This window comes from Chromohalobacter nigrandesensis (genome assembly GCF_023061285.1).
Lineage (GTDB): Bacteria > Pseudomonadota > Gammaproteobacteria > Pseudomonadales > Halomonadaceae > Chromohalobacter > Chromohalobacter nigrandesensis.
Genome location: NZ_JAKGAM010000001.1, coordinates 303,782 through 327,951 on the forward strand (window position 1 = coordinate 303,782; position 24,170 = coordinate 327,951).

The 24,170-nt window shown below is 60.9% G+C and carries 18 protein-coding genes; 6 read left to right on the forward strand and 12 right to left on the reverse strand.

Going from position 1 to position 24,170, the window contains the following annotated elements; all coding sequences use genetic code 11:
• Nucleotides 1–171: 171 nt before the first annotated feature.
• Complete coding sequence (locus L1073_RS01470) at nucleotides 172–1,626, reverse strand: glyceraldehyde-3-phosphate dehydrogenase (protein ID WP_246896472.1); 1,455 nt, start codon at nucleotides 1,624–1,626, stop codon at nucleotides 172–174.
• Nucleotides 1,627–1,899: 273 nt separating this feature from the next.
• Here L1073_RS01470 and mfd point away from each other — a divergent pair, with 273 nt between their 5' ends.
• Both mfd and L1073_RS01480 read left to right on the forward strand, forming a co-directional pair.
• Entirely contained in the window at nucleotides 1,900–5,352 is a 3,453-nt protein-coding gene (mfd, locus tag L1073_RS01475; RefSeq protein ID WP_246896473.1) for a transcription-repair coupling factor, read from the forward strand.
• Nucleotides 5,353–5,511: 159 nt separating this feature from the next.
• Complete coding sequence (locus L1073_RS01480; RefSeq protein WP_246896475.1) at nucleotides 5,512–6,621, forward strand: L,D-transpeptidase family protein; 1,110 nt, start codon at nucleotides 5,512–5,514, stop codon at nucleotides 6,619–6,621.
• On the opposite strand, the gene L1073_RS01485 is transcribed toward L1073_RS01480, so the two are convergent.
• From L1073_RS01485 to topA, 6 genes are all read right to left on the reverse strand, one after another.
• Entirely contained in the window at nucleotides 6,603–7,244 is a 642-nt protein-coding gene (locus L1073_RS01485; RefSeq protein WP_246896476.1) for a L,D-transpeptidase family protein, read from the reverse strand. The two genes, L1073_RS01480 and L1073_RS01485, sit on opposite strands and share 19 nt — an antisense overlap.
• Nucleotides 7,245–7,397: 153 nt before the next feature.
• The gene (locus tag L1073_RS01490; RefSeq protein ID WP_075367878.1) at nucleotides 7,398–7,661 is read right to left on the reverse strand and encodes an Lpp/OprI family alanine-zipper lipoprotein; all 264 of its coding nucleotides are present in this window, start codon (nucleotides 7,659–7,661) and stop codon (nucleotides 7,398–7,400) included.
• 379 nt (nucleotides 7,662–8,040) lie between these two features.
• Nucleotides 8,041–9,153, reverse strand: a complete 1,113-nt coding sequence (locus L1073_RS01495; RefSeq protein WP_246896478.1) for a cobalamin-independent methionine synthase II family protein — start codon at nucleotides 9,151–9,153, stop codon at nucleotides 8,041–8,043.
• Nucleotides 9,154–9,340: 187 nt separating this feature from the next.
• Nucleotides 9,341–9,580, reverse strand: a complete 240-nt coding sequence (locus L1073_RS01500; RefSeq protein ID WP_246896479.1) for a hypothetical protein — start codon at nucleotides 9,578–9,580, stop codon at nucleotides 9,341–9,343.
• Between the two features lie 98 nt (nucleotides 9,581–9,678).
• Nucleotides 9,679–10,140, reverse strand: a complete 462-nt coding sequence (locus L1073_RS01505; protein WP_246896480.1) for a DUF6586 family protein — start codon at nucleotides 10,138–10,140, stop codon at nucleotides 9,679–9,681.
• The gene (gene topA / locus L1073_RS01510; protein WP_246896481.1) at nucleotides 10,137–12,770 is read right to left on the reverse strand and encodes a type I DNA topoisomerase; all 2,634 of its coding nucleotides are present in this window, start codon (nucleotides 12,768–12,770) and stop codon (nucleotides 10,137–10,139) included. The genes L1073_RS01505 and topA overlap by 4 nt, the downstream gene beginning before the upstream one ends.
• A 424-nt stretch (nucleotides 12,771–13,194) precedes the next feature.
• Between topA and pyk the strand changes: the two genes are divergently transcribed.
• Nucleotides 13,195–14,664, forward strand: a complete 1,470-nt coding sequence (gene pyk, locus L1073_RS01515) for a pyruvate kinase (RefSeq protein ID WP_246896482.1) — start codon at nucleotides 13,195–13,197, stop codon at nucleotides 14,662–14,664.
• 246 nt (nucleotides 14,665–14,910) lie between these two features.
• On the opposite strand, the gene oadA is transcribed toward pyk, so the two are convergent.
• Nucleotides 14,911–16,725: a sodium-extruding oxaloacetate decarboxylase subunit alpha gene (gene oadA / locus L1073_RS01520; RefSeq protein ID WP_246896483.1), complete on the reverse strand. Its 1,815-nt coding sequence runs from the start codon at nucleotides 16,723–16,725 to the stop codon at nucleotides 14,911–14,913.
• A 13-nt stretch (nucleotides 16,726–16,738) separates the two neighbouring features.
• Nucleotides 16,739–18,154 (reverse strand): acetyl-CoA carboxylase biotin carboxylase subunit, encoded by a 1,416-nt coding sequence (locus L1073_RS01525; RefSeq protein ID WP_246896484.1) that lies wholly within the window; start codon nucleotides 18,152–18,154, stop codon nucleotides 16,739–16,741.
• Between the two features lie 177 nt (nucleotides 18,155–18,331).
• On the opposite strand from L1073_RS01525, the gene L1073_RS01530 reads away from it, so the two are divergent.
• The 3 genes from L1073_RS01530 (at nucleotide 18,332) to lipA (ending at nucleotide 21,744) form a co-directional block, all read left to right on the forward strand.
• The gene (locus tag L1073_RS01530) at nucleotides 18,332–19,306 is read left to right on the forward strand and encodes a LysR family transcriptional regulator (RefSeq protein WP_178998154.1); all 975 of its coding nucleotides are present in this window, start codon (nucleotides 18,332–18,334) and stop codon (nucleotides 19,304–19,306) included.
• An 88-nt stretch (nucleotides 19,307–19,394) separates the two neighbouring features.
• Complete coding sequence (locus tag L1073_RS01535; protein ID WP_246896485.1) at nucleotides 19,395–20,417, forward strand: zinc-binding alcohol dehydrogenase family protein; 1,023 nt, start codon at nucleotides 19,395–19,397, stop codon at nucleotides 20,415–20,417.
• A 274-nt stretch (nucleotides 20,418–20,691) separates the two neighbouring features.
• Nucleotides 20,692–21,744 (forward strand): lipoyl synthase, encoded by a 1,053-nt coding sequence (lipA, locus tag L1073_RS01540; RefSeq protein ID WP_246896486.1) that lies wholly within the window; start codon nucleotides 20,692–20,694, stop codon nucleotides 21,742–21,744.
• Between the two features lie 131 nt (nucleotides 21,745–21,875).
• Here the strand turns inward: lipA and lipB are convergent, their stop codons facing one another.
• From lipB to L1073_RS01555, 3 genes are all read right to left on the reverse strand, one after another.
• Complete coding sequence (lipB, locus tag L1073_RS01545; RefSeq protein WP_343322439.1) at nucleotides 21,876–22,538, reverse strand: lipoyl(octanoyl) transferase LipB; 663 nt, start codon at nucleotides 22,536–22,538, stop codon at nucleotides 21,876–21,878.
• On the reverse strand, nucleotides 22,539–22,835 hold the full coding sequence (locus tag L1073_RS01550; RefSeq protein WP_246896487.1) for an HP0495 family protein: 297 nt from the start codon (nucleotides 22,833–22,835) through the stop codon (nucleotides 22,539–22,541).
• Nucleotides 22,836–22,951: 116 nt separating this feature from the next.
• A complete protein-coding gene (locus tag L1073_RS01555; protein ID WP_246896488.1) occupies nucleotides 22,952–24,154 on the reverse strand; it encodes a D-alanyl-D-alanine carboxypeptidase family protein in 1,203 nt (400 codons plus the stop codon).
• Nucleotides 24,155–24,170: the final 16 nt, after the last annotated feature.

Sequence of the window (24,170 nt, forward strand, 5' to 3'; positions counted from 1 at the left end):
TCGGCCCATGGCCACAAGGGCCGTCCTCAAAATCGGGCACTATTATAGAGAGACTAACCCCAAATGACTACATAACCTTAGGAAGTATGAGGCTTACGAAGGAGGAATACAGGCGACAAAAAGCGCCCCGGCCAGCGCCAGGGCGGAGATGAAAGCGACGCAAGAGCGCGCTCAGCGCGTCTCGCGCGGCAAGTATACGAAACGCACGTTGGACATGTGCTGCAGGATACGCACCACCTGACAGCTATAGCCGAATTCGTTGTCGTACCACACGTAGAGCACGATTTGACGATCTTCGGCGATCGTTGCCTGAGCATCGACGATGCCGGCATGACGATTGCCCACGAAATCGGACGACACCACCTCCGGCGAGTCGACGTAATCGATCTGCTTTTGCATGCGTGAATGCAAGGCCATGTCGCGCAGGTACTCGTTCAGCGCCTCGCGGTCGGTAGCCTTGTCCAGCGTCAGATTGAGAATGGCCATGGAGACATCCGGCGTGGGTACGCGAATGGCATTCCCGGAGAGTTTGCCCGACAACTCGGGCAGTGCCTTGGCCACGGCCTTGGCGGCACCGGTTTCGGTCAGCACCATGTTCAGCGCAGCACTACGTCCCCGGCGGTCGCCCTTGTGATAGTTGTCGATCAAATTCTGGTCGTTGGTGTAGGCATGCACCGTCTCGACATGCCCGTGGACGATACCGAACTCGTCATTGACCGCCTTGAGAACCGGCACGATAGCGTTAGTCGTGCACGAGGCCGCAGACAACACGCGGTCATCATCGCTGATATCATCCTGATTGATACCCGGCACGATATTCTTGACGCTACCCTTGCCGGGTGCAGTCAGTAGCACCTTCGCCACACCCTTGGACGCCAGATGCTGGGAAAGGCCTTCCTCGTCGCGCCATTTGCCGGTGTTATCGACGACCAGGGCGCTCTGGATGCCGTATGCGGTATAATCGATCTCGCTAGGCGAATCGGCATGAATGACCTGGATGTAATTGCCGTTGGCAATAATCGCCTGGTTCTCATGGTCGATCCGAATTGTGCCGGCGAACGGCCCATGCACGCTATCACGGCGCAACAGACTGGCCCGCTTCTCGAGGTCATCGCCGCCACCCCGCACCACGATGGCACGCAGACGCAACAAGTTACCGCCGCCCGCCTTCTCGATCATGATACGCGCCAGCAAACGACCGATGCGCCCAAAGCCGTAGAGCACGACATCCTTGGGCTCGCCGCCCATGCCGTTATCCGCATGGCGACCTACGATATCGGCGAGCTCCGTTTCGAGGAAGGCCCGAATGTCATCTTGCCCGGAGCGCTTGAAGGCCACGCCCAACTTGCCGATGTCGATGTGCGCCGGCCCCAGCTCGAGCTCGGTCATGGCCTTGACCATCGGCAACGTATCGCGCACCGAGAGTTCGGTTCCCTCGACCTTCTTGACGTAGCGATGATTCTTGAGAATGCGAATGACCGAACGATTGATCAACGAGCGCCCATATAGAGATGGCACGACATTGTACTTGCGGTAGAGGCAGCCCAGCAGTGGGATCATCTCCTCAGCCAAGGCTTCGTTTTCTTGCCAATCCTGAAAATAGGTCTCGAGATTTTCTTGACTCACGGCGGGCCTCGTCACGGCAGCGGGGAACGAAATCGAGCGCATTATCCGTAGTCTTTCACACCCTTAGCAATGCTTGCTTGGTCGCATGCGGTGTAATTCCACTACACCAACAGGCCCTTGACTACAGGGCTGAAAAAGGGCATTGAACGTCGATTTATGCGACCAATTTCGACTACAAGACCGGTACCGAACGCGGCTTTAAATCCCCGACTATCGCCCCCAACCCTTGTTTTGCCTGCTATCATCGTCTCGACCTAGAAAATGAAGCGCACCATGTCGTATTTTTCACCGCTAGATCCACCGCATCCTCAGGGCGTACGTGACACTGTCTACTGGCAACGTCCGCACGCCGCCGCTAGCGCCCTGGCGCTGGCACGCCTCGCCGACGACGCTCCGCTGATGGTCGTGACCCCCGATACTGCCAGCGCTCAACGGCTCGAAGGCGCGCTGCAATTCTTCGCCAATCATCCCATCTTGTCGTTCCCCGACTGGGAAACGTTGCCCTACGACAGCTTTTCGCCGCATCAGGATATCGTCTCGACACGTCTCAAGACGCTGCGTCAGCTACAAGAAGGGACGCGCGGCATCGTCGTGGTGCCCATCAACACCCTGATGCAACGGCTCCCACCCACCGACTACATCGCCGGCCGCGTCCTGACGCTGTACACCGGCATGCAACTCGATCGAGAAGGCTTCAGGGAACGCCTCTCGCGGGCCGGCTACCGCGCCGTGGAGACCGTTTACGAACCCGGGGAATACGCGCTTCGCGGTGCCTTGATCGACCTTTACCCGATGGGCAGTGAGCATCCTCTGCGTATCGATCTCTTCGATGACGAAGTCGATACGCTGCGCTATTTCAATCCCGATTCTCAGCGCTCCCTGGACAAGGTCGAGCGCGTGGAACTGCTGCCGGCACACGAATATTCGCTGTCGCGCTCGGCGATCGCCTGCTTCCGCGAGGGATTCGAGACATTGTTCGACGTCGACCCTCGTCAATGCCCGCTGTACAACGACGCACTCAAAGGCATTCCGTCTCCCGGGCTGGAACAGTACCTGCCGCTATTCTTCGAGGAGACCGCAAGCCTGTTCGAGCATCTGAATGCGCATACGCGCATCGCACTGATGCCCGGCATCCACGAGGCGGCCGAGCATCACTGGAGCGCCATCGAAAGCCGCTACGACAACCTTGGTGTCGACCCCACGCGGCCCTTGCTGCCACCGGCACATGCCTTCATCCCCGTGCCCGAGGTCTTCGCATCCATCAAGCAGCACCCGCGCGTGGCGCTGGTTGACGACGACGAACCGCATCCGCATGCCAAGGTACCGGCCACGCACCCCCTCCCTGACGTGGCCATTCATGCTCGTGGTCGTCACCCTCTCGCCAAACTCGAAGCGTTTCTCGGCGCCCCCGACGCCCCGCGCGTCTTGCTGGTCGCCGAGTCCAGTGGGCGCCGCGAAGCCCTGGAAGAAACCCTCGCCCCGCTGGAGCGCCCTCTAGCCGTGGCCGATGGCTGGCAACACTTCCTGGATGGCAGTGCGCCGCTAGCGATTTGCGCGGGCGGTCTCGATGAAGGGCTATGGCTCGACAGCCCCGCTACTTGCGTCATTACTGAAACCGAGCTTTACGGTGATGTCGTTCGCCAGGCACGCCGCCGGGGGCGGGTAACCGATGACAACGAGCTCGCCGTTCGCCACCTGGCGGAATTGCGCCCTGGTTCTCCGGTAGTTCACCAGAGCCACGGTGTGGGCCGCTACCAAGGGCTCGAGACGCTCGAAACCGGCGGTCAGGCCGCTGAATTTCTGGCGCTGGAATACGCCGGCGGCGCCAAGCTCTACGTACCGGTGGACAGCCTGCACCTTATCTCGCGTTATGCCGGTGCCACCGATGAACTGGCCCCGCTGCATAAACTCGGCTCGGAAACCTGGGACAAGGCCAAACGCAAGGCGGCCGAAAAGGTGCGTGATACCGCCGCTGAACTATTGGATACCTATGCCCGGCGCGAAGCCCGCGAGGGCTTCGCCTGCGAAGCTCCCGGTGCAGAATACGCACGCTTCACGGCCAGCTTTCCCTTTGAGGAAACCCCCGATCAACACGCCGCCATCGATGCGGTGCTCGAGGACATGACCGCACCACGCCCGATGGATCGCGTGGTCTGCGGCGACGTAGGCTTCGGCAAGACCGAGGTCGCCATGCGCGCCGCCTTTCTTGCCGTGCATTCCGGTCGTCAAGTGGTGGTGCTGGTACCCACCACCTTGCTGGCCCAACAGCACTACGACAACTTCCGCGACCGCTTCGCGGATACCGCGGTACAGATCGAACTGCTCTCGCGCTTCACCGCCGGCAAGGGACAACAAGCGTCGCTGGAGCGCATCAGCGATGGCCGTGCCGATATCGTCATCGGCACCCACAAGCTGCTTTCCAAGTCGATGTCGCTGCCCAACATGGGGCTTTTGATCATCGACGAGGAACACCGTTTCGGCGTCTCGCAGAAGGAAAAGCTCAAGAGCCTGCGGGCCGAGGTCGATATTCTCACGCTTACCGCGACGCCGATTCCTCGCACCTTGAACATGGCAATGAGCGGCATTCGCGATCTCTCGATCATCGCCACGCCGCCAGCGCGCCGCCTATCGGTCAAGACCTTCGTACAGCAGCGCAACGAAGGCGTCCTGAAGGAAGCCCTGCTGCGCGAAATCCTGCGCGGCGGCCAAGTGTATTTCCTGCACAACGAGGTCAAGACGATAGAAACCGCTGCCGAGCGGGTCGCCGAACTAGTCCCCGAGGCACGCGTGGCCGTCGCCCATGGCCAGCTACCCGAGCGTTCTCTGGAACGTGTGATGTCGGATTTCTATCATAAGCGGTTCAACGTATTGGTCTGCTCGACGATCATCGAAACCGGCATCGACGTCCCCAGCGCCAACACCATCATCATCGAGCGCGCCGACAAATTCGGACTCGCCCAGTTGCACCAGCTCCGCGGGCGTGTCGGCCGCAGCCACCATCAGGCATACGCCTATCTCCTCACGCCACCGCCCAAGGCCATGACCCAAGACGCACTCAAGCGCCTCGAGGCGATCGGCCAGGCGGAGGATCTCGGGGCCGGCTTCACTCTCGCCAGTCACGACATGGAAATTCGCGGCGCTGGCGAACTGTTGGGCGATGAACAAAGCGGGCAGATGGAAACGGTCGGCTACAGCCTTTACATGCAAATGCTCGACCGCGCGGTCAAGGCCATCAAGAGCGGCAAGACACCCAATATCGAGTCGCCGCTGGACGATGGCGTGGAAATCAGCCTCAACTTGCCGGCCTTGATCCCCAGCGATTACCTGCCGGACGTGCAACAGCGCCTGATCATGTACAAGCGTATTGCCAACGCCGAGGACGAAGCTGAGCTCAAGGAGTTACAGGTCGAGATGATCGACCGTTTCGGACTACTACCAGGGCCGCTCAAGACGCTGTTCCGTCAGACCCGGCTACGCCAGCGTGCCGAACGCCTGGGGATCGTGCGCCTTGAGGCCGGCGCCGAGCGTGGTCGCCTCACGTTCGGTACACACACCGCCGTCGACCCCATGACACTGGTTCAAATGATCCAGCAGGATCCGGCACACTATCGATTGGACGGTGCGGACACGCTACGCTTCGATGGCGACATGAGCGACGAGGAACGGCGTTTTTCCCTGCTCGAAGCGTTACTCGGCCAGCTCAATCGCAAGACGGAAGCAGCCTAACAGGCAGCACCCGCCAAGCGCGCGCCTAGCCAGCGGCTTACATAGACGTACGCATGCACGCCACAAATCCGCTGAAGGCTTGTGTCGGCATGAAAATACGCCAGAATGCAGGTGACCGTGGCATTCGCCACTTGCCTGAACGAAAAAGAGTCCCTATCCATGCCGGTTATTTCCCGAGGCCTATCGCCCTTCCTGCTGGCCCCATTGCTGTCTCTCTCTACGCTGGCGCTTGCCGACTCAGCCCCAGGGCCCGTCATCGATCCCGAAGCGGCCGACTTGCCGCAAACCGAGGCGGCGCCCCACGACCAGCGCGTTACACGTTTCGATATCGACGAGAACAGCAATATCGTCGGCGAAGCACGCGTCATCGAGGCCGAAAAGGAAGACACGCTGCTCGACATCGGTCGCTACTATGGGATCGGCTACGAAGAGATGCGGCGCGCCAATCCCGGGGTCAGTGTCTGGTATCCCGGCGAAGGCACCGAGGTCACGGTTCCCACGCGCTTCATTCTCCCCGATGCCGACCATGAAGGTGTGGTGGTCAACATCCCCGAAATGCGCCTCTATTACTACCCCGAGCAAAAGGAAGGAGAACCGGCACGGGTGGAGACCTACGCCATCAGCGTCGGGCGCATGGACTGGTCGACGCCGCTGGGAGAAACACGGATTACCGAAAAGCAGGAAAATCCGCCCTGGTATCCGCCCCAGTCGATTATCGAAGAACACGCCGAGGATGGTCGAGAACTCCCCGATGTGGTGCCGCCCGGCCCCGATAACCCGCTGGGCGGGTACAAGATGCGCCTGAACATTCCTGGCTACCTGATCCATGGCACCAACCGCCCGCAGGGTGTCGGCATGCGCGTGACGCATGGCTGCATTCGCATGTTCCCGGAAGACGTGGAGCATCTATTCGGCAAGCTTCCAGTAGGCACCCAGGTGAATCTGGTCAGCGAACCGACCAAGTTCGGCTGGCGCGACGAGACGCTCTACGTACAGTCTTTCCCGCTGCTCGAAGAAGACCGCCGTTCACCGGTGCTCAAGCGTGTGCTCGACGCCGATGAAGCGCTCGTAGCTACCTTGAAACGCCACGATATCGACACCGACATCGATCACCGCCGTCTAGCGGACGCGGTATTGATTCCCGATGGCGCAGCGGTGGCACTGAACGTCGAACCCGAAGAAGAGACACCGCGCGAACCGCTGCCCGGCAGCCTGTACGACGCCTTGCCGACGCCGCCGCACCTGCTCTATCAATCCGTCGAGATCTGAGTACTCGCCTGCGGCTTGTCGCGCAGGGAATCGATCGGCACATCGTCGTCTCCCCGGATCACGACGCGTGTGCCGATCGAGACCAGGCGCGTCAGTTGTTCAATCTGGTCATTGGTGACGGCCACACACCCTTCCGTCCAGTTAAAGCGCCGATGAATATCGGGATCGCTATTGCCCAGACCATGGATACCGATATAGCCGCCCAGCACCGTATCCTGCGGCGGCGCCCCATCACGATAGTAAGCATCCTGGAAATCGGCATATTCGGTCGGCGACATCAAACCTGCCTGCATCGCCTCACGTGCGGTTTCGAGCTTGGGGTAGTCTATTCCCAGGAAGATATCGAACTTGCTGTCGCGATTGATGCGGTTGATATGAAATTCGCCGGTAGGCGTCATTCTGCTACCTTGCTGACGCACGCGCGCCGTTCCACCCCGCCCCAACGCCACCGGCTCGAAACGCTCGATCCGTGTATCACCGCGATAGATATCCAGTGTGGAATCATTGTCGTCGATCAAGATCCAGACCTCGTCATCGGCGTTCGCCAGCGCGCATGCCCCGCTCCAAATCGCTAACGACAAAACACTCAAGGTCATTACCCAAGCACGCGTCCATCGCCTCATGTTCCACTCCGAATGATCGTGACAAGGCGCTAGCGTACACCGAAAGCCCCCGGGGGCGTCATCCCCGTCAGTTACAAACGAAAAGGGCCCCACCAATGGCGGGGCCCTTTTCTGGACCGGACGTTGAGACGCCGGCCCCACACTGCCTACGCATTACTTGCGCATGGACTTCTCGAACATACGATCCATCTCGGCACGGTTGCGCTGAGTCGCTTCGAGAGCGGCATTCGCATCGCGCTGCGCTTTCTCGGCAGCATTCATTGCCTGCTGAGACATGCTCTTGGCTTCAGACGCGTCAGCCTGCGCCTGATCGATATCGCTCTTCATCTGTTCTTGACCAGAAGCACAACCGGCCAACACGGCCAGAGAGCCAGCAGCGACCAGAAGCTTGAGCGTGTTCTTGCTGTTGGACAACATCTGCGTTCTCCTTGAAAACCTTTCTGTGTGTGGTGATGAAGCCCTGATACATCAGGTCCCTCATGTACCGCCCACAGGATAATACGAATACCGCTAATCTCGCCAATATCAATTGCCTGATAAACGGTAAATTTTCCTACAGTGCCCATGATCAAGGGGTCCAGAGATCCCTATTCGTCGCCGAATGGACACACTTCTGACGCCGCTAGACGTCATAATTCCCACTATAGAAGCGATGATTTACCGTTACATCACAGAATGATTCAACGCTTAGCGCTCCATCCGCATCGCCTTCATTGAACTGTCACGCGAGCCCAGTCAATAAAACGCCCCCACATGCGAGCATGCAGAGGCGAACAACAGATCAGCACAGCAAGACTCAGTCTTGCCAGACGGCCTTGGCGATATCCACGACATGGCGCAGCTTGTCCCACTGCTGCGTTTCGCTGAGCAAATTACCTTCCTCGGTCGAGGCAAAGCCGCACTGCGGGCTCAAACAAAGCTGGGAAAGCGGCGCATGGCGCGACGCTTCGGCAATGCGAGCGCTGACCGTATCGGCAGGCTCGAGCTCACCGCTCTTGCTGGTAATCAGCCCCAGGACGGCCTGCTTGTGACCTTCGGGCAGAAAACGCAGCGGCTCGAAACCGCCCGCCCGCTCGGTGTCGTATTCGAGGAAGTAGGCATCGACATCGACACGCCCCAGCAGCGTCTCGGCAACCGGCTCATACCCTCCTTCGCTGATCCATGTGGAGCGAAAGTTGCCCCGGCAGACGTGCAGGCTGACATGCAGGTCATCGGGACGCTCGGCCAGCGCGTGGTTGAGCACCTCGGCATAGATATGCTGCAGACGATCGGCATCCTCGCCACGCTCACGTGCCGCCGCCAGTTCCTTCTCGGAGCATAGATACGCCCACACCGTGTCATCGAGTTGAAGATAACGACAGCCCGCCGCATAGAAATGCTTGACCACGTCACGGTAGGTATCGGCCAGGTCGGCGAAGAAGGTATCCAGGGAGGGGTAGACACTACTGTCGATATTGCGGCGGCCGCCACGGAAGTGCAGCACACTCGGACTCGGCAGCGTCATCTTCGGCGTTGCCTTGCCGACCGTGTCCGCCAGGAAACGGAAGTGATCGAGCATCGGATGCTGGGGATCGAAACCCAGCTTGTCGATCACGCGCACGCTGCGTGCCTGCGTCTGACGGCCCTGAAACTGAATCCCTTGATCCGAGCTATAGCCTTCTACGCCCTTGAGGTCTTCGAGAAAATCGAAATGCCACCAAGCGCGACGGAACTCGCCATCGGTGACCGCCTTGAGGCCCAACGCCTCCTGCTTGGCGACGACACGCCGAATCTCGGCGTCTTCGACATCACGCAATGCCGCATAGTCGGTTTCCCCGGCGTGGAAACGACGTCTCGCCTGCTTGAGCTCGTCACTGCGCAGCAGGCTACCTACGGTGTCGGCACGAAATGGAGGCTGATACTGGCTCATAGCGTTTCTCGACTCTCGGCTCGAAGATTAGGGGGCTCACTTTGCCGCGCCACAGCGGTCATGACCACTGCATATACTTCAAGTGAGTATGAAAGATATTCATGATGGTGTACACGATAACGTCCGATCCTTATCGGCAGTCGGGCGTCTATCAGTAACACCAGTGTCGATCATCGAGCGACGCGCCTCAATGCACCGTTTCGGGGGCCTCTTGCGACTCTTCTTCATTGCCTTCCCACAGGCGCGTGCGCGTGATCGCATGGTCGATCATCTGACGCGCCACCTCGAAGCGGCTCTGACGCAATAGATCCAGCGCCTCCTCCGAGAAGCGAATGCTCACCAATGGCTCGCTGTCGGTTTCGGAAGGCCTAAGCACGACTTCGCCATCGGCAAGCTCGACGATTTCCAGAATCGCGGTATCGGACACGCTATATTCTCCCGTTTGTCCCAATAAAAAACGACCAAGGCAAACGCCATGGTCGTTTCTTTTCATTGACGTCAGGATACCACCGCATGCATGCGGCGTCACCACTCCTCGCTGGTCTCGCGCAGTTCGTCAAGCTGAATCTTGAACGCCGCGATACATGCATCAAGCTCTTCGGACAAGGCCATGCCCGAGGCGCTGGCGATCACGCCCGAACCGCCGGCACGGCGACGCGACGCGCCCTCGACGTCATGCAAAGACTCGAGATGCGCCAGCAAGCGCGCCAGCCAGCTATCTTCACGTCGCGCCAGCTCGCGCAACTGCCCGACACCCTCGAGTGCCGGGCCTTGATCGGCCAGCAGCTCGCGCCAATCGTGATGCGAGAGTTGCGCATGCTCGGTCAGCTCACGCAGGGCCGCATTGAGTGCCAGCTCCAGCGTCGCCAGAGCGCCTTCTTCATGCGCCATGCGCCGGGCATCGGTATGCTCGTCGTCGGCCCAGGCGGTATCCAATAACAGCTGGGCATGATAGAGCAGCTGATTGGTACGACCTCTCGGTGTCATTTGCGCTTGTCCTCGATCCGCCACTTTCCGTCTTCGAATTCGGCCCGCCAGCCGCTGGCCTTGCCGTCACGTTCACTCATCACGTACTGGCTTTTGGTCTTGCGCGAGAAGCGAATCTGCGCGTCACGTCCCTCGGGATCTTCCACCGGCGCGTCGAGCAGGAAATGATACTTCTCGGGTAGCTCATCGCGGTGCGCCTTGAGCTCCTTGACCAGCGGTGGCCGCGTTTCACGGTTCTTGGGAAACTGGCTCGCCGCCAGAAACAAGCCGCTGGCACCATCGCGCAAGACGTAATGATCCTCTACCTTCTGGCAGGCCAGCTCGGGCATGGGAATCGGGTCCATCTTGGGCGGCGCGACTTCGCCGCTCTTGAGCAGCTTGCGGGTATTCTTGCAGCTCTCGTTGGTACAGCCGAAGTACTTGCCGAAACGTCCGGACTTGAGCTGCATCTCGCTGCCGCACTTGTCGCATTCGATGACCGGACCGTCGTAACCCTTGATACGGAACTTGCCCTGCTCGATTTCGTATCCGCTGCAATCGGGACTGTTGCCGCAGATATGCAGCTTGCGCGTTTCATCGATCAGGTAGCTGTCCATCGCCGTGCCACATTCCGGGCAGCGGTGCTTGGCCCGCAAGGCCTCGGTTTCAGCCTCCTCATCGGCATCCGACGCCACGGCTTCGTCACCGGCAATCAGATCGATGGTCGTCTTGCAACGCTCCTTGGGTGGCAGGTTGTATCCCGAGCACCCCAGGAAGACACCGGTCGATGCCGTGCGAATCTGCATCTTGCGGCCACAAGTGGGGCAGTCGATGTCCGTCGGCACCGGCTGGTTCGGACGCATGCCCTCTTCGGCTTCGGCATGCTCGAGCTTGGCCTTGAACTCGGCGTAGAAGGCATCCAGCAGCTCACGCCATTCGCGGTTACCGGTGGCAATCTCGTCGAGGTGATCTTCCATGCGTGCGGTGAAGCCGTAATCCATCAGGTCACTGAACGATTCGGCCAGCCGGTCAGTGACGATATCGCCCAACTTCTCGGCATAGAAACGCCGACTCTCGAGCTTGACGTAACCGCGATCCTGAATCGTGGAGATAATCGAAGCGTAAGTCGAAGGCCGCCCAATCCCCCGCTTTTCGAGCTCCTTGACCAGGCTCGCCTCGGTATAACGCGCCGTCGGCTTGGTGAAATGCTGCTGAGGGTCGAGTGCCTGCAGGGCCATCGACTGCCCTTTCTCGAGATCCGGCAGTGCCTGGTCGTCTTCTTTCTTGCCCGCCGGCTTCATCACCCGCGTGTAACCGTCGAACTTGAGCACCCGGCCACGCGCCTTGAGTTCGAACCCTTCGGCCTCGACGGTCAACGTCGTCGCCAGATATTCCGCCGGCACCATCTGGCAGGCCACGAATTGGCGCCAGATCAACTCATAAAGACGCTGAGCGTCACGCTCCACCGCAAGCTCATCGCCATTCTGCGTCACCTCGGTAGGACGGATCGCTTCGTGAGCTTCCTGCGCCCCTTCCTTGCTGGCATAACGGTTGGGGGTCTCGGGGAGATAGGCCTGACCAAAATGCTCGTCGATATACGCCCGGGCACTGTCCACCGCGTCTTGCGAGAGGTTGGTGGAGTCGGTACGCATATAGGTGATGTAACCCGCCTCGTAAAGACGCTGCGCCAGGGTCATGGTCTTCTTCACCGAGAAGCCGAGACGTCCGCTGGCCGCCTGTTGCAGCGTCGAGGTAATGAACGGCGCGTTCGGCTTGGAGCGCGTCGGCTTGGTATCACGATCGGTGATCGCCAGCGCCGCCTCACGCAGCGGTACGATGCGCTCCAGCGTTTCCTGTTCGGAGGTGGGGCGAAATGCCTGGCCTTCATGACGCGCCACCTCGAAGCGAATCGGCGTCGTATCGGCCTTTTCAGGTACCAGATCGGCATGCACATCCCAGAATTCCTCGGGGACGAAAGCACGAATCTCACGCTCGCGCTCGACGATCAGGCGCACCGCCACCGATTGCACCCGGCCCGCCGACAGTCCCCGCGCGATCTTGCTCCACAACAATGGCGACAGCATGAAGCCTACGACACGGTCCAGAAAACGCCGTGCCTGCTGCGCCTCGACGCGTGACAGGTCCAGCTCGCCGGGCGTCTTGAACGCCTCCTGAATGGCATTCTTGGTGATCTCGTTGAAGACCACGCGACGATAGCGGGACGCATCGCCGCCAATGGTTTCCTGCAAGTGCCAGGCAATGGCTTCCCCTTCGCGGTCCAGGTCAGTCGCGAGATAGACGGCATCGGCCTTCTCGGCGTGCTTCTTGAGCTCGGCGACGACCTTTTCCTTGCCCGGCAGAATCTCGTAATTGGCATCCCAGCCATGCTCGGGGTCGATCCCCATGCGCCGCACCAACTGGTTCCACTGCTTGTGCTTTTTATAGGTGGCTTTTTCATCGGGCGACATCTTGCGTGTCGCCGCTGCCTGACGGGCCCGCTCCTTGGGATCGGTGGCATTCTTGCCGCTGCCACTCGTCGGCAAGTCACGGATGTGCCCGACACTCGACTTCACCACGAAATCGTTGCCGAGATACTTGTTGATCGTCTTGGCCTTGGCCGGCGACTCCACGATGACCAGTGACTTGCCCATAAAGCTCCGCTCGAATGGCCAACGCTCTCTGTCAGGGCGTCGGCAGTGATGTCGTGACCGGGAAACCGCCCGGCGAAAAATGCGCCTACCCTACCTTAGCGCCTCGTGTCGCGCCAGTCCGTCGCGACACGCCCTTCCAGCCAGGTCCATGACGGTCTTAACGCCACTCGCCTGAAAGACACTAGACGCGACGCCTTGCCAACGGCAAGCAAACCCACATTCGAATTTCCCCTTGGCAGTGTCATTGGCAAGCGTCTCCAGTGTCACCCAACCTAGAGGCATGCCCGTCATGCAAAAAATGCTAATCTGACGTTCGCAACCCGGAAACATCGCACCTGTCGAGACGATGAGGCACAATGTAGTAAAATAACGACATGGCTCGCACGGAGCCGCTACTACCTTTCATGAGGCCAAGGAGAATTCCATGCAGAATGCGTTTCACGGTCCGATTCGCCGCACCAAGATCGTCGCGACCCTAGGCCCGGCCAGCGACCGCGAGGAGGTCCTCGAAGACATGATCTCCGCAGGCGTTGACGTGGTACGACTCAACTTCTCCCACGGTTCTGCAGACGATCATCGGCGGCGGCTAAAGGCGGTGCGTGACGCGGCCTCACGCGTCGGTCGCACCGTCGCTGCCCTGGGCGACCTGCAAGGCCCCAAGATTCGTATCGCGCGCTTCAAGGACGAGGCGGTCACGCTCGAGCAGGACCAACCCTTCGTCATCGACGTCTCTCTCGAGCGTGACGCCGGCGATGCCCAGCGCGTGGGCTGCGATTACCAGGACCTGGCCGATGACGTCGCCCCGGGCGATGTCCTGCTACTCGACGATGGCCGCCTGGAACTGCAGGTCGAACGCGTCGAGGCCCCGAAGATCCACACCACGGTCAAGGTCGGCGGCAAGCTCTCCAACAACAAGGGCATCAACAAGCAAGGTGGCGGTTTGTCTGCTGCCGCACTGACCGACAAGGACCGCGAGGATCTCAAGACCGCCATCGATATCGGCGTCGACTACCTGGCCGTGTCCTTTCCGCGGCATGGCGACGACATGCGCCTGGCCCGCGACCTGCTCGGCGAAGCGGGTAGCGAGATCGGCCTGGTCGCCAAGATCGAGCGTGCCGAGGCGGTTGCCGACAACGACACCCTGGACGACATCATCCGTGCCAGCGAGGCGGTCATGGTCGCGCGGGGCGACCTGGGCGTGGAAATCGGCGACGCCCAGTTGATCGGCGTGCAGAAACGCATCATCCAGCATGCGCGTACCCTTAATAAGGTGGTGATCACTGCGACGCAGATGATGGAGTCGATGATCGAATCACCGCTGCCGACACGTGCCGAGGTCTTCGACGTCGCCAATGCGGTACTCGATGGCACCGATGCCGTCATGCTCTCCGCCGAGACCGCTGCCGGCGATTATCCCGTGGAAACCATCAAGGCGATGGATCGTCTCTGCCTGGGCGCCGAGCGCGAGCGCGCCGCGCAGCAATCGCAGCATCGCATTCACGAAGGCTTTACCCGTATCGATGAAACCGTGGCGCTATCGGCCATGTACGCCGCCAATCATCTCACCGGGGTATCAGCCATCGTGTGCATGACTGCCACCGGCTATACGCCGCTGATCGCCTCGCGCATTCGTTCGGGCTTGCCGATCGTCGCCCTGGCGCACAACGAAGTCGCCCAGCGTCGCATGGCACTATATCGTGGGGTCGTCTCGCTGCCTTTCGACACGCAACGTCTCGCGCCCACCGAGTTCAACCGCTACGCCGTGGACAACCTCATTGCGCTGGGCATCGTCAAGCAGGGCGATCACGTCATCCTTACGCGTGGCGACCAGATGAATGCACATGGCGGCACCAACACCATGAAGATCATTCAAGTAGGCGACGACATTGATTGAGTAGCGCTCTCGCCGGCGAGCTGCACCTAGCTTGCCGCTTTGAAGCACCGCGACGCATGCCACGTATTGGCGGCATGCGTCGATTTCACATGCCAGACACGCGTTTTCGGGTTACGCACGATATTGCAGTGCAACAATTCGTGACCAGAAGCGCCCTTCATGTTTCCCATGCACGCCGCTTGGTTGGCAGCCGCCAGCCCCGTGGCACCGAATCGCCAGGTGCCACGGGCATGAGCAACGTTCCCGTCAGGCGATCTCGATCAGCACCTCACCTGGCGTCACGCGGTCGCCTTTGGCAACGTGGACCGCCTCGACGGTGCCCGAGACCCGCGCCTGGACCTCGGTTTCCATTTTCATCGCCTCGGTGATCAGCACCGCCTGGCCTTCCTCGACACGATCGCCCTTGGCAACCAGCACGTCGACGATGTTGCCGGGCATGGAAGTCGTGACGTGTCCAGGTTGCGAGGCACGTGCGCGCCCCGCAGTCTCACCACCGACGAAGGCGTCCTTGGCCTCGAAGACGACCTCTTCCGGCATGCCGTCAAGCGTCAGGTAGACTTGGCGCTTGCCGCCGCTGTTACCACCCACGCCGGTGATCTGCACTTCGTAGGACTCGCCGTGCACGTCAATGACGAACTCGGTGGGTACGCCTTCGGTCACCGGCCGGCTGGCGTCTCCGGCGTCGGGGACGGGAACCGGCTCCGGCACCAATGAGCCGTCGCGACGCCCCTGCAGGTAATCGCGCCCCAGCTCGGGGAACATGGCGTAGGTCAGCACGTCTTCCTCGCCCTCGGCCAGTTCACCGATATCTTTCTTCAGTCGTGCCATTTCAGGATTCAAACGGTCGGCGGGGCGCGCCTCTTCCACCGGCGAATTGCCGATGGCCTGGCGGCGCACATCTACGTCCACCGACGCCGGTGGATGGCCGTAACCGCCCTGGAGATAGCGCTTCACCTCGTTGGTGATGGTCTTGTAGCGCTCGCCGGTGAGCACGTTCATCACCGCCTGGGTGCCGACGATCTGCGAGGTCGGCGTCACCAGGGGCGGATAACCGAGATCGGCGCGCACGCGGGGAATCTCGTTGAACACATCGCGGATCTTGGACAGCGCGTTCTGTTCCTTGAGCTGATTGGCGAGGTTGGACATCATGCCGCCCGGCACCTGATTGATCTGTACCGAAACATCCTCGCGGGTGAACTCGCTCTCGAAGGCGGCATACTTCTGGCGCACGCCCCGAAAGTAGTCACCGATCTCCTTGAGGGCTTCGAGGTCCAAGCCACTGTCGTATTCAGTGCCCTGGAAGGCGGCGACCATGGCTTCCGTCGATGGGTGGCTGGTGCCCCCGGCGAATGCCGAGATACAGGTATCGATATGCCGGCACCCCGCTTCCACGGCCTTGAGGTGGCACATCGGCGCCAATCCCGAGGTGGCGTGGGCATGCAGATGAACCGGCACGTCCACCGCCTCGACCAATGCCGCCACCAGCTCGCCCGTTGCATACGGCGTCAGCAGCCCCGCCATGTCCTTGATGGCGATCGAGTCGGCGCCCATGTCGACCAGACGCTTGGCTTGGTCCACGTACATTGCCAGGGTGTGTACCGGGCTCACCGTGTAGCAGATCGTGCCTTGAGCATGCTTACCGCTAGCCTTGACCGCACGCATGGCGGTTTCCAGGTTACGTAGATCGTTGAGCGCATCGAAGACACGAAACACATCGACGCCGTTTTCCGCGGACTTGGCGACGAAGCGCTCGACGACATCGTCGGCATAATGGCGATAGCCCAGCAGGTTCTGGCCACGCAGCAGCATCTGCAGCGGCGTGTTGGGCATCGCGTCCTTGAAGGCGCGCAGGCGCTCCCACGGATCTTCTTTCAGAAAGCGCACGCAGGCATCGAACGTCGCCCCGCCCCAGACTTCCAGGGAATGGTAGCCAATGGCATCCAGCTTGGCGCAGGCGGGCAGCATGTCTTCCGTGCGCAGACGCGTGGCGATCAATGATTGATGGCCGTCGCGTAACACGACGTCGGTGATATTGACCTGGGAAGATGATACGGCATTCATGATGGGTATCTCCTTATAGACCGGCGTGAGCGGCGATGGCAGCGGCAATCGCCAGGGCGACTTCTTCGGGATTGCGCTTGACTGAATAATCGAGCAATTCGGGATGATTGGGCACAAAGCCGGTATCAAAGTGCCCGCTGCGGAAATCGGGGTGGCGAAGAATTTCCTGATAATAAGGCGCGGTGGTCTTGACCCCCTGTAGACGCATATCGTTGAGGGCGCGTATTCCTCTATTAAGCGTTTCTTCCCAGCTCATGCCCCACACGATCAGCTTCAAGCACATGGAGTCGAAGTACGGCGGTATGGTATAGCCGGTATAGATGGCTGTATCGGTGCGCACCCCAGGTCCGCCCGGTGCGTAATAGCGTGTGATACGCCCGAACGAAGGCAAGAAGTCGTTCTTGGGGTCTTCGGCGTTGATGCGAAACTGGATGGCATAGCCATGGTGACGGATGTCTTCCTGGCGATAGGCGAGCTTGAGTCCCGCGGCGATGCGCAATTGCTCGCGTACGATATCCACCCCGGTGATCGCCTCGGAGATGGTATGCTCGACCTGTACGCGGGTATTCATCTCCATGAAGTAAACCTCGTTCCCTTTGACGAGGAACTCCACGGTGCCGGCGTTCTCATAACCCACCGCGCTGGCCGCGCGTACTGCCATTTCGCCGACGTAGGCACGTTGCTCGGGAGTGAGCTGGGGGCTCGGCGCGATCTCGATCAGCTTCTGATTGCGACGCTGAATCGAGCAATCGCGCTCGAAGAGGTGGATCACGTTGCCGACGCTGTCCACCAGGATCTGCACCTCGATGTGATGCGGCTCGACGACGCATTTCTCCATGAACACATCGGCACTGCCGAACGCCTTGGTCGCTTCGGAGATCACGCGCTCCCAGGCCTGCTCGAGTTGCGCCGACGTATCGCAACGGCGAATACCTCGCCCGCCGCCGCCCGAGGTCGCCTTGAGCATCACTGGGTAGCCGATGGTATCGGCCAGCGCCAACGCCTCCTCGCAGGTATCGAGATTGCCTTCCGAGCCCGGTGTAACGGGTACACCCGCATCGCGCATCGCCGCACGTGCCGCCGTCTTGTCCCCCATCCGCGCGATCACATCGGCGCTCGGCCCCACGAAAGCCAGCCCGGCGTCTTCGCAAATACGCGCGAAGTCGGCGTTTTCCGAGAGGAAGCCGTAGCCCGGGTGAATCGCATCACAGCCGGTCTCCCGGGCCAGGTCGACGATACGTCGTGGGTCGAGATATCCCGCCAACGGATCCTCGCCGACGAAATGCGCCTCGTCGGCCCGTTTGACGTGCAGCGCGAAGCGATCGGGCTCGGTGTAGATCGCCACCGAGCGGATGCCCATCTCAGCGCAGGCGCGTACAATGCGTACAGCGATTTCGCCGCGATTGGCGATGAGAAGTTTCTTTAACACTGTCTGCCCTCCGGTTGCGGACGTCGCGTCGACACAGCGTGTCAGCGTGGCGCCCTCTGGGTCGCTGAGTGCTTGTTATTACCGTGCTCCCACGCTACCCACCGAAGGACCAATAGAAAAATTGATATTTTTTTGCCAAGCTATAAGCAATAGCTTATGACAACGCCGGGGGGCGTCATGTCACGACCCAATCTGCTCAATCGCCTGACCTTTCGCCAATTGCAGGTTTTCCAGGCCGTGCACCGGCAGCAATCCTACTCGCGTGCGGCCGAACAACTCGGTCTCACGCAGCCTGCGGTCAGCGCTCAGATCCGCCAACTCGAGCAGGCGCTCGAGCAACCACTCTTCAAGTACGCGGGCAAGACCCTGCACGTGCTGCCTGCTGCCGATGCGCTGGCTGCCTCGGTACAATCGATTTTCGGTCAGGTTTCCAGTCTGCAGATGGAACTCTCGGAGCTGGCGGGGACCATTCGCGGCGAGCTCAACCTCGCCGCCGTCAGTACCGCGCAGTATGTCGTGCCGCACATCCTGGCGCGTTTTCGTGCTCGCTACCCGGAAGTCCAGGTGCGCCTGCGTGTCTGCAATCGCGGTCAGGCCCTGGAGCGTCTTGCCGAGCGACGCGACGATCTGGTGATCATGGGCATGGTCCCCGAGGACGCCAACCTCGCCTTCATGCCGATCCTCGACAACGAAATGATTCCCGTGGTGTGGCCCGGGCATCCGTTGCTGACGGCCGACTCGCCCACACTCGAGGATTTCACGCGCTATTACGTACTGATGCGCGAACCCGGCTCGGGGACACGCACCGCGTTCGAGGACTTCGTCGCCCGTGAACGTGTATCGCTACGTCATACCCTGGAGCTTGGCACCAACGAGGCGATCAAGCAGGGCGTCATGGCGCACCTCGGGGTCGCCGTGCTGCCGCGGCTGGCGGTCCAGCTCGAGCTCGCTTCGGGGCTTCTGGCGTCACCCACGCTGCCCGGCTTCCCGCTGCGCCGCTCCTGGTGCACCGTGCATCCCAAGGATCGCTATCCCACGCCGGTGACCGAGCTTTTCCTGCGCTTCGTGCGTGAACTGCTGCCCGAGCTGAACGCGCACTTCAAGGCGCCGCTGGTACCCGCACCCGGCCCCAGCTTCGCCTGTACGCCCTGAATCGGCCACGCTTGACTTGACTCCCACCTTGACGGCCCTCATCTAGGGGGCAGTGTCATTACGTTTCGCTTTTTATAGGGAGTCAGTCATGCAAGTAGTCGCTACCACCGGCCAGCCTCAGGCAGCGCCCCTAGACGCTTTCGAGCTCCACGAACGCGAGATGCCCACTCCCGGCGAATGGGACCTCCTCGTGCGCGTCGACGCGGTATCGGTCAATCCGGTGGACACCAAGATTCGCCAGGGCGCCTTCCTGCCTAGCGACCAGCACAACGTCCTCGGCTGGGATGCCGTGGGCCGGGTGGAGCGCGTCGGCGCCAATGTCGAGCATTTCGCCCCGGGAGATCGCGTGTACTACGCCGGCGAGGTCGAGCGCCCTGGCTGCAACGCCGAGTATCAACTCGTCGATGCACGTCTTACCGCCAAGGCACCGAGCAAATTAAGCGCCGAAGAAGCGGCCGCCATGCCGTTGACGGCACTCACCGCCTGGGAAGCGCTGTTCGATAAGCTCAAGCTCGCGCAGGGCGACGATACCCACCAAGACCAGACCCTGCTGATCATCAACGGTGCCGGCGGCGTCGGCTCGATCGCGACACAAATGGCCCGTCAGTTGACTGGGATCAAGGTCATCGCCACGGCATCGCGCGATATCTCCATCGAATGGTGCCGGCGCATGGGCGCGCATGAGGTCGTCGATCACCACGATCTCGTGGCGAACATGCAAAAGGCCGGTCACGAGCAGGTCGATTATATCTTCAATTGCCACGATATCGGCGACCACTGGGAGAACATGACCACGCTCATTCGTCCCCTGGGCCACATCGTGGCCATCGCCGAAACCCAGAAGAGCGTCGACCTCAACGCCCTGCAAGGCAAAGCAGTGACCTTTAGTTGGGAATTCATGTTCGCACGGCCGTTGCACGGCGCCGACATCGCCCACCAGGGCCGCATCTTGGCCACCTTGGCCGAGCACTTCGATAGCGGTCACCTGCGCAGCACGCTCAGCGACATCGTCGGCCCATTGACGCCGACCAATCTCGGGGAAGCCCATCGCCGCCTCGAGACCGGTCATACCACAGGCAAGCTGGTGTTGAGTGCCATGCCCGAGGCGTGACATTCATCACTGACACGCCCCTGCACAATGCGACACGCCCGGCATCGGCCGGGCGTGATATCGCATCGCCTGCGGCCAGGCGCCGTCCTAGACACTGACGACGCGCCCTCGCCAGCCTGTCCAGCACTACGCCTTTTGTGGTATATTGGGCGCATCAATTCACGCATCATCAGACGTGCCAGGCCCCCCGGAAACGTCGACCGACGCCCTTCCCCTTCTTTTGTGGTAGCGTCGCCTCGGCGCCGTCGGCCGGACTTGCAGAGAGGCTCACGCTATGAGCGACACTCCTACCCAACGCGTCATCAGCGGCAAGAAATACCGCAACGACCAGGGCATCGCCGCCATCAAGGATGGCATGAAGTCACGCGAGCAATCCGCAGGCGATGGCGTCGGCGGCCGCAAGCCTTCGTGGTTACGCGTCCAGATGCCCGGCGGCGAACGCTTCGAGGCGGTCAAACGCAATGTGAAGGAGCACCGACTCAGCACCGTCTGCGCCGAATCCCACTGCCCGAACATGGGTGAATGCTGGAGCAACGGTACCGCCACCATCATGCTGATGGGCTCGGTATGTACCCGAGCCTGCCGCTTCTGCGCCGTCGACACCGGCAATCCGCGCGGCTGGCTGGACCCCGAGGAACCGGCGAACACCGCCGAGTCGGTGGAGCTGATGGGACTGCGTTACGTGGTACTCACCTCGGTGGACCGCGACGATCTACCCGACGCGGGTGCCAGCCACTACGCCGACTGCATTCGCGCGATCAAGGCGCGTACGCCCCAGGTGGCGGTGGAAGCGCTGACGCCGGACTTCGATGGCATCCAAAGCGCCGTCGAACGGGTCGTCGATTCCGGCCTGGAAGTGTTCGCCCAGAACGTCGAGACCGTGGAGCGCTTGACCGAGCGCGTGCGCGACCCGCGTGCCGGTTATCGCAAGACCCTCGACGTACTCGCACATGCCAAGCGCCATCGTCCCGAGATCATCACCAAGACCAGTATCATGCTAGGGCTTGGCGAAACCGAAGAAGAGATCCTCGAGACCTTCGATGACCTGCGCGCCATCGGCGTCGACATCGTGACGCTGGGCCAATACCTGCAACCGACCCGCAACCACCTGCCGGTGGAACGCTGGGTAACGCCCGACGAATTCGAGCACTACCGCCAGCAGGGCCTGGCGAAAGGCTTCATGGAAGTGCCGTCAGGACCGCTGGTGCGCTCCAGCTATCGCGCCGACCGAGTGTTCGAGAAGAACAACCTGGGGCTAGCCGCTCCTGCTGAGGTGCCCGGTCAATCGCCCGATCCCGACCGCATCGCGGCCGTCAACGTCGGCTAGTCGCGACACTTTCCAAGACCCGGTGTCCCAAGACAAACGGCCCGCCGTGGACTCAGTCCACGGCGGGCCGTTTGTCTTGAAATCCACCGACCGATCTAACGCTGAACCAGCGCACACAGGCTCTGTGGCCGTCAGGCGTTATCGGTGGCAGCCGGTACGAGCCTTCGTCCCAGCGTTCGCGCCAGACGCTCTGCCAGCTCGACGGCGAGCGTTTCGCTATCCGGACAGGCGTCGATCAGATCGGCAAGCCGCGTCATGCTCATGCCGGCATAGCCACAGGGATTGATGCGCTGGAAGGGGGATAAGTCGCCATCGACGTTGAGCGCGACGCCGTGAAAGCTGGCACCGCGCCGAATACGCAAGCCGAGCGAGGCGATCTTGGCCTCGCCGACATAGACACCCGGCGCATCCGGGCGGGCATGCGCCTCCACGCCATAGTCGCCCAGCAATGCGATCACCGTGTTCTCGAGCGCAGACACCAGCTCCCGCACGCCGAGCTTGGCACGGCGTACGTCGATCAGCGGATAAAGCACGATCTGGCCCGGCCCATGATACGTCACCTGCCCACCACGGTCGGTGGCAACCACCGGAATATCACCGGGCATGAGCAGATGCTCGGGCTTGCCGGCCTGCCCCTGCGTGAACACCGGTTCGTGCTCCACCAGCCAGAATTGATCGGGCGTAGCGGCATCGCGTTCGTCGGTAAGCTTGCGCATGGCCTGCCAAACCGGCTCATAGGCGCGACGTCCGAAGCGATGCAACTGCACCGGCGAGCTTTCCTCGCGCACCCCCACCTACAGCACCATATGCACACGCCCCGTCGACTTCAGCGAGCGGAACAGTGCATCGAGCTGGTCTTGTCCGGTGGCGTGAATGACGACACGCACGGATTGGAAGCGGCCATTGCGACTATCGACCATGCGCACGCTGCGACGGTCGAAGCCAGGCGAGTGTTGCTCGACGATGTCGACCACCGTGACCTTGAAGTCCGGGGCCGCGTCACCGACGATCTTGATGGGATACTGGCAGGGAAACTCGATCTTGGGTGCATCTTGCGATGCACCCTGCTCGGTTGGTGAATTCTGTTGCATGGAGAACGGCCTCACATGGGCTCGGCATGATATTTCCGAGTATTCTACTCAACCTTAGCGTATCGACCAAGGGCGAAACTTTCGCAACGCTTGGCCCTCAAGCCAACCCAACGCGATCAGTCGAAAAATCCATTCACGAATTGCAATACGCTATCCCAGAGACGCTTGAAGAAACCACCCTCGGAGACTGATTCCAGCGCCACCAGGGGACGCTCGTCGAGCACTTCACCATCCAGCTTGATCTTCAGCGTGCCGAGTTGCTCCCCTTGCTCGACCGGCGCGTCGATGGTTTTCTGGATATCGAGCTGGGCGTTCAATTCGTCGCTGCGTCCACGCGGCACGGTCAGATAAACGTCGTTGGCCACACCCAGGCGCAACGCGTCTTTATCACCGCCCCAGACACGCGGCTTGTTGAGCACGGCACCGCTTTCGTAAAGCCGCTTGGTCTCGAAGAAACGGAACCCGTAGCTCAACAGCTTCTGAGTCTCTTGAGCCCGTGCCTCGTCGGAATCGGTACCCATCACCACAGCCACCAGGCGTGTGTCGTCCTTCTTGGCGGACGCCACCATGCAATAGCCGGCTGCTTCGGTATGCCCCGTCTTCAACCCATCGACATTGGGATCACGCCACAACAGGCGGTTGCGGTTAGGCTGACGGATATCGTTCCAGGTGAAATACTTCTCCGAATACACCTCGTAGTGATCGGGATAGTCCTCGATGATGTGCTGCGCGATGACCGCCAGGTCGTGTGCCGACGCGTAATGATCGTCGTGCGGCAGGCCGGTGGGGTTCATGAAATGCGTATGCTTGAGATTCATACGCGAGGCCTGCTGATTCATGAGATCGGCAAAGGCATCCTCACTCCCCGCAATATGCTCCGCCAGCGCAACGCTGGCGTCATTGCCCGACTGAATCACGACGCCCCTGAGCAAGTCATCGACGCTTACCTTGGTACCCGGATTGAGAAACATACGCGAACCGCCAGTGCGCCAGGCATTCTCGCTAATCGTCACCTCATCGTTGGCATCGATGTTCTCGGAGTCGATTTCGCGCTCGACGATATAGGCGGTCATCATCTTGGTCAGGCTCGCCGGCGGCAGTTCCTTTTCAGCATTGTGCTCGACCAGGATCTTGCCGCTATCGGCATCCATCAGCACCCAAGCGGTTGCCGACAATTGAGGCGGCGAAGGCACCATCGAAGACGGGACCGGCGAGGGCTTGGGGGGATCCTCGGCTTGCGCCACAGGGGTGAGACCACCGACACCTAGCGTGACCAATAAAACAATACGTAACAATGACGATCGGGCGAACACTTTCATGACAACTTTTCTCGCT

Bases quoted from the DNA above. Each gene is read 5' to 3' on its own strand.
- mfd (WP_246896473.1), top strand. From the start codon at position 1,900: ATGTCGTATTTTTCACCGCTAGATCCACCGCATCCTCAGGGCGTACGT.
- L1073_RS01480 (WP_246896475.1), top strand. From the start codon at position 5,512: ATGCCGGTTATTTCCCGAGGCCTATCGCCCTTCCTGCTGGCCCCATTG.
- L1073_RS01485 (WP_246896476.1), bottom strand. From the start codon at position 7,244: ATGAGGCGATGGACGCGTGCTTGGGTAATGACCTTGAGTGTTTTGTCG.
- L1073_RS01490 (WP_075367878.1), bottom strand. From the start codon at position 7,661: ATGTTGTCCAACAGCAAGAACACGCTCAAGCTTCTGGTCGCTGCTGGC.
- L1073_RS01495 (WP_246896478.1), bottom strand. From the start codon at position 9,153: ATGAGCCAGTATCAGCCTCCATTTCGTGCCGACACCGTAGGTAGCCTG.
- L1073_RS01505 (WP_246896480.1), bottom strand. From the start codon at position 10,140: ATGACACCGAGAGGTCGTACCAATCAGCTGCTCTATCATGCCCAGCTG.
- topA (WP_246896481.1), bottom strand. From the start codon at position 12,770: ATGGGCAAGTCACTGGTCATCGTGGAGTCGCCGGCCAAGGCCAAGACG.
- pyk (WP_246896482.1), top strand. From the start codon at position 13,195: ATGCAGAATGCGTTTCACGGTCCGATTCGCCGCACCAAGATCGTCGCG.
- oadA (WP_246896483.1), bottom strand. From the start codon at position 16,725: ATGAATGCCGTATCATCTTCCCAGGTCAATATCACCGACGTCGTGTTA.
- L1073_RS01530 (WP_178998154.1), top strand. From the start codon at position 18,332: ATGTCACGACCCAATCTGCTCAATCGCCTGACCTTTCGCCAATTGCAG.
- L1073_RS01535 (WP_246896485.1), top strand. From the start codon at position 19,395: ATGCAAGTAGTCGCTACCACCGGCCAGCCTCAGGCAGCGCCCCTAGAC.
- lipA (WP_246896486.1), top strand. From the start codon at position 20,692: ATGAGCGACACTCCTACCCAACGCGTCATCAGCGGCAAGAAATACCGC.
- L1073_RS01550 (WP_246896487.1), bottom strand. From the start codon at position 22,835: ATGCAACAGAATTCACCAACCGAGCAGGGTGCATCGCAAGATGCACCC.
- L1073_RS01555 (WP_246896488.1), bottom strand. From the start codon at position 24,154: ATGAAAGTGTTCGCCCGATCGTCATTGTTACGTATTGTTTTATTGGTC.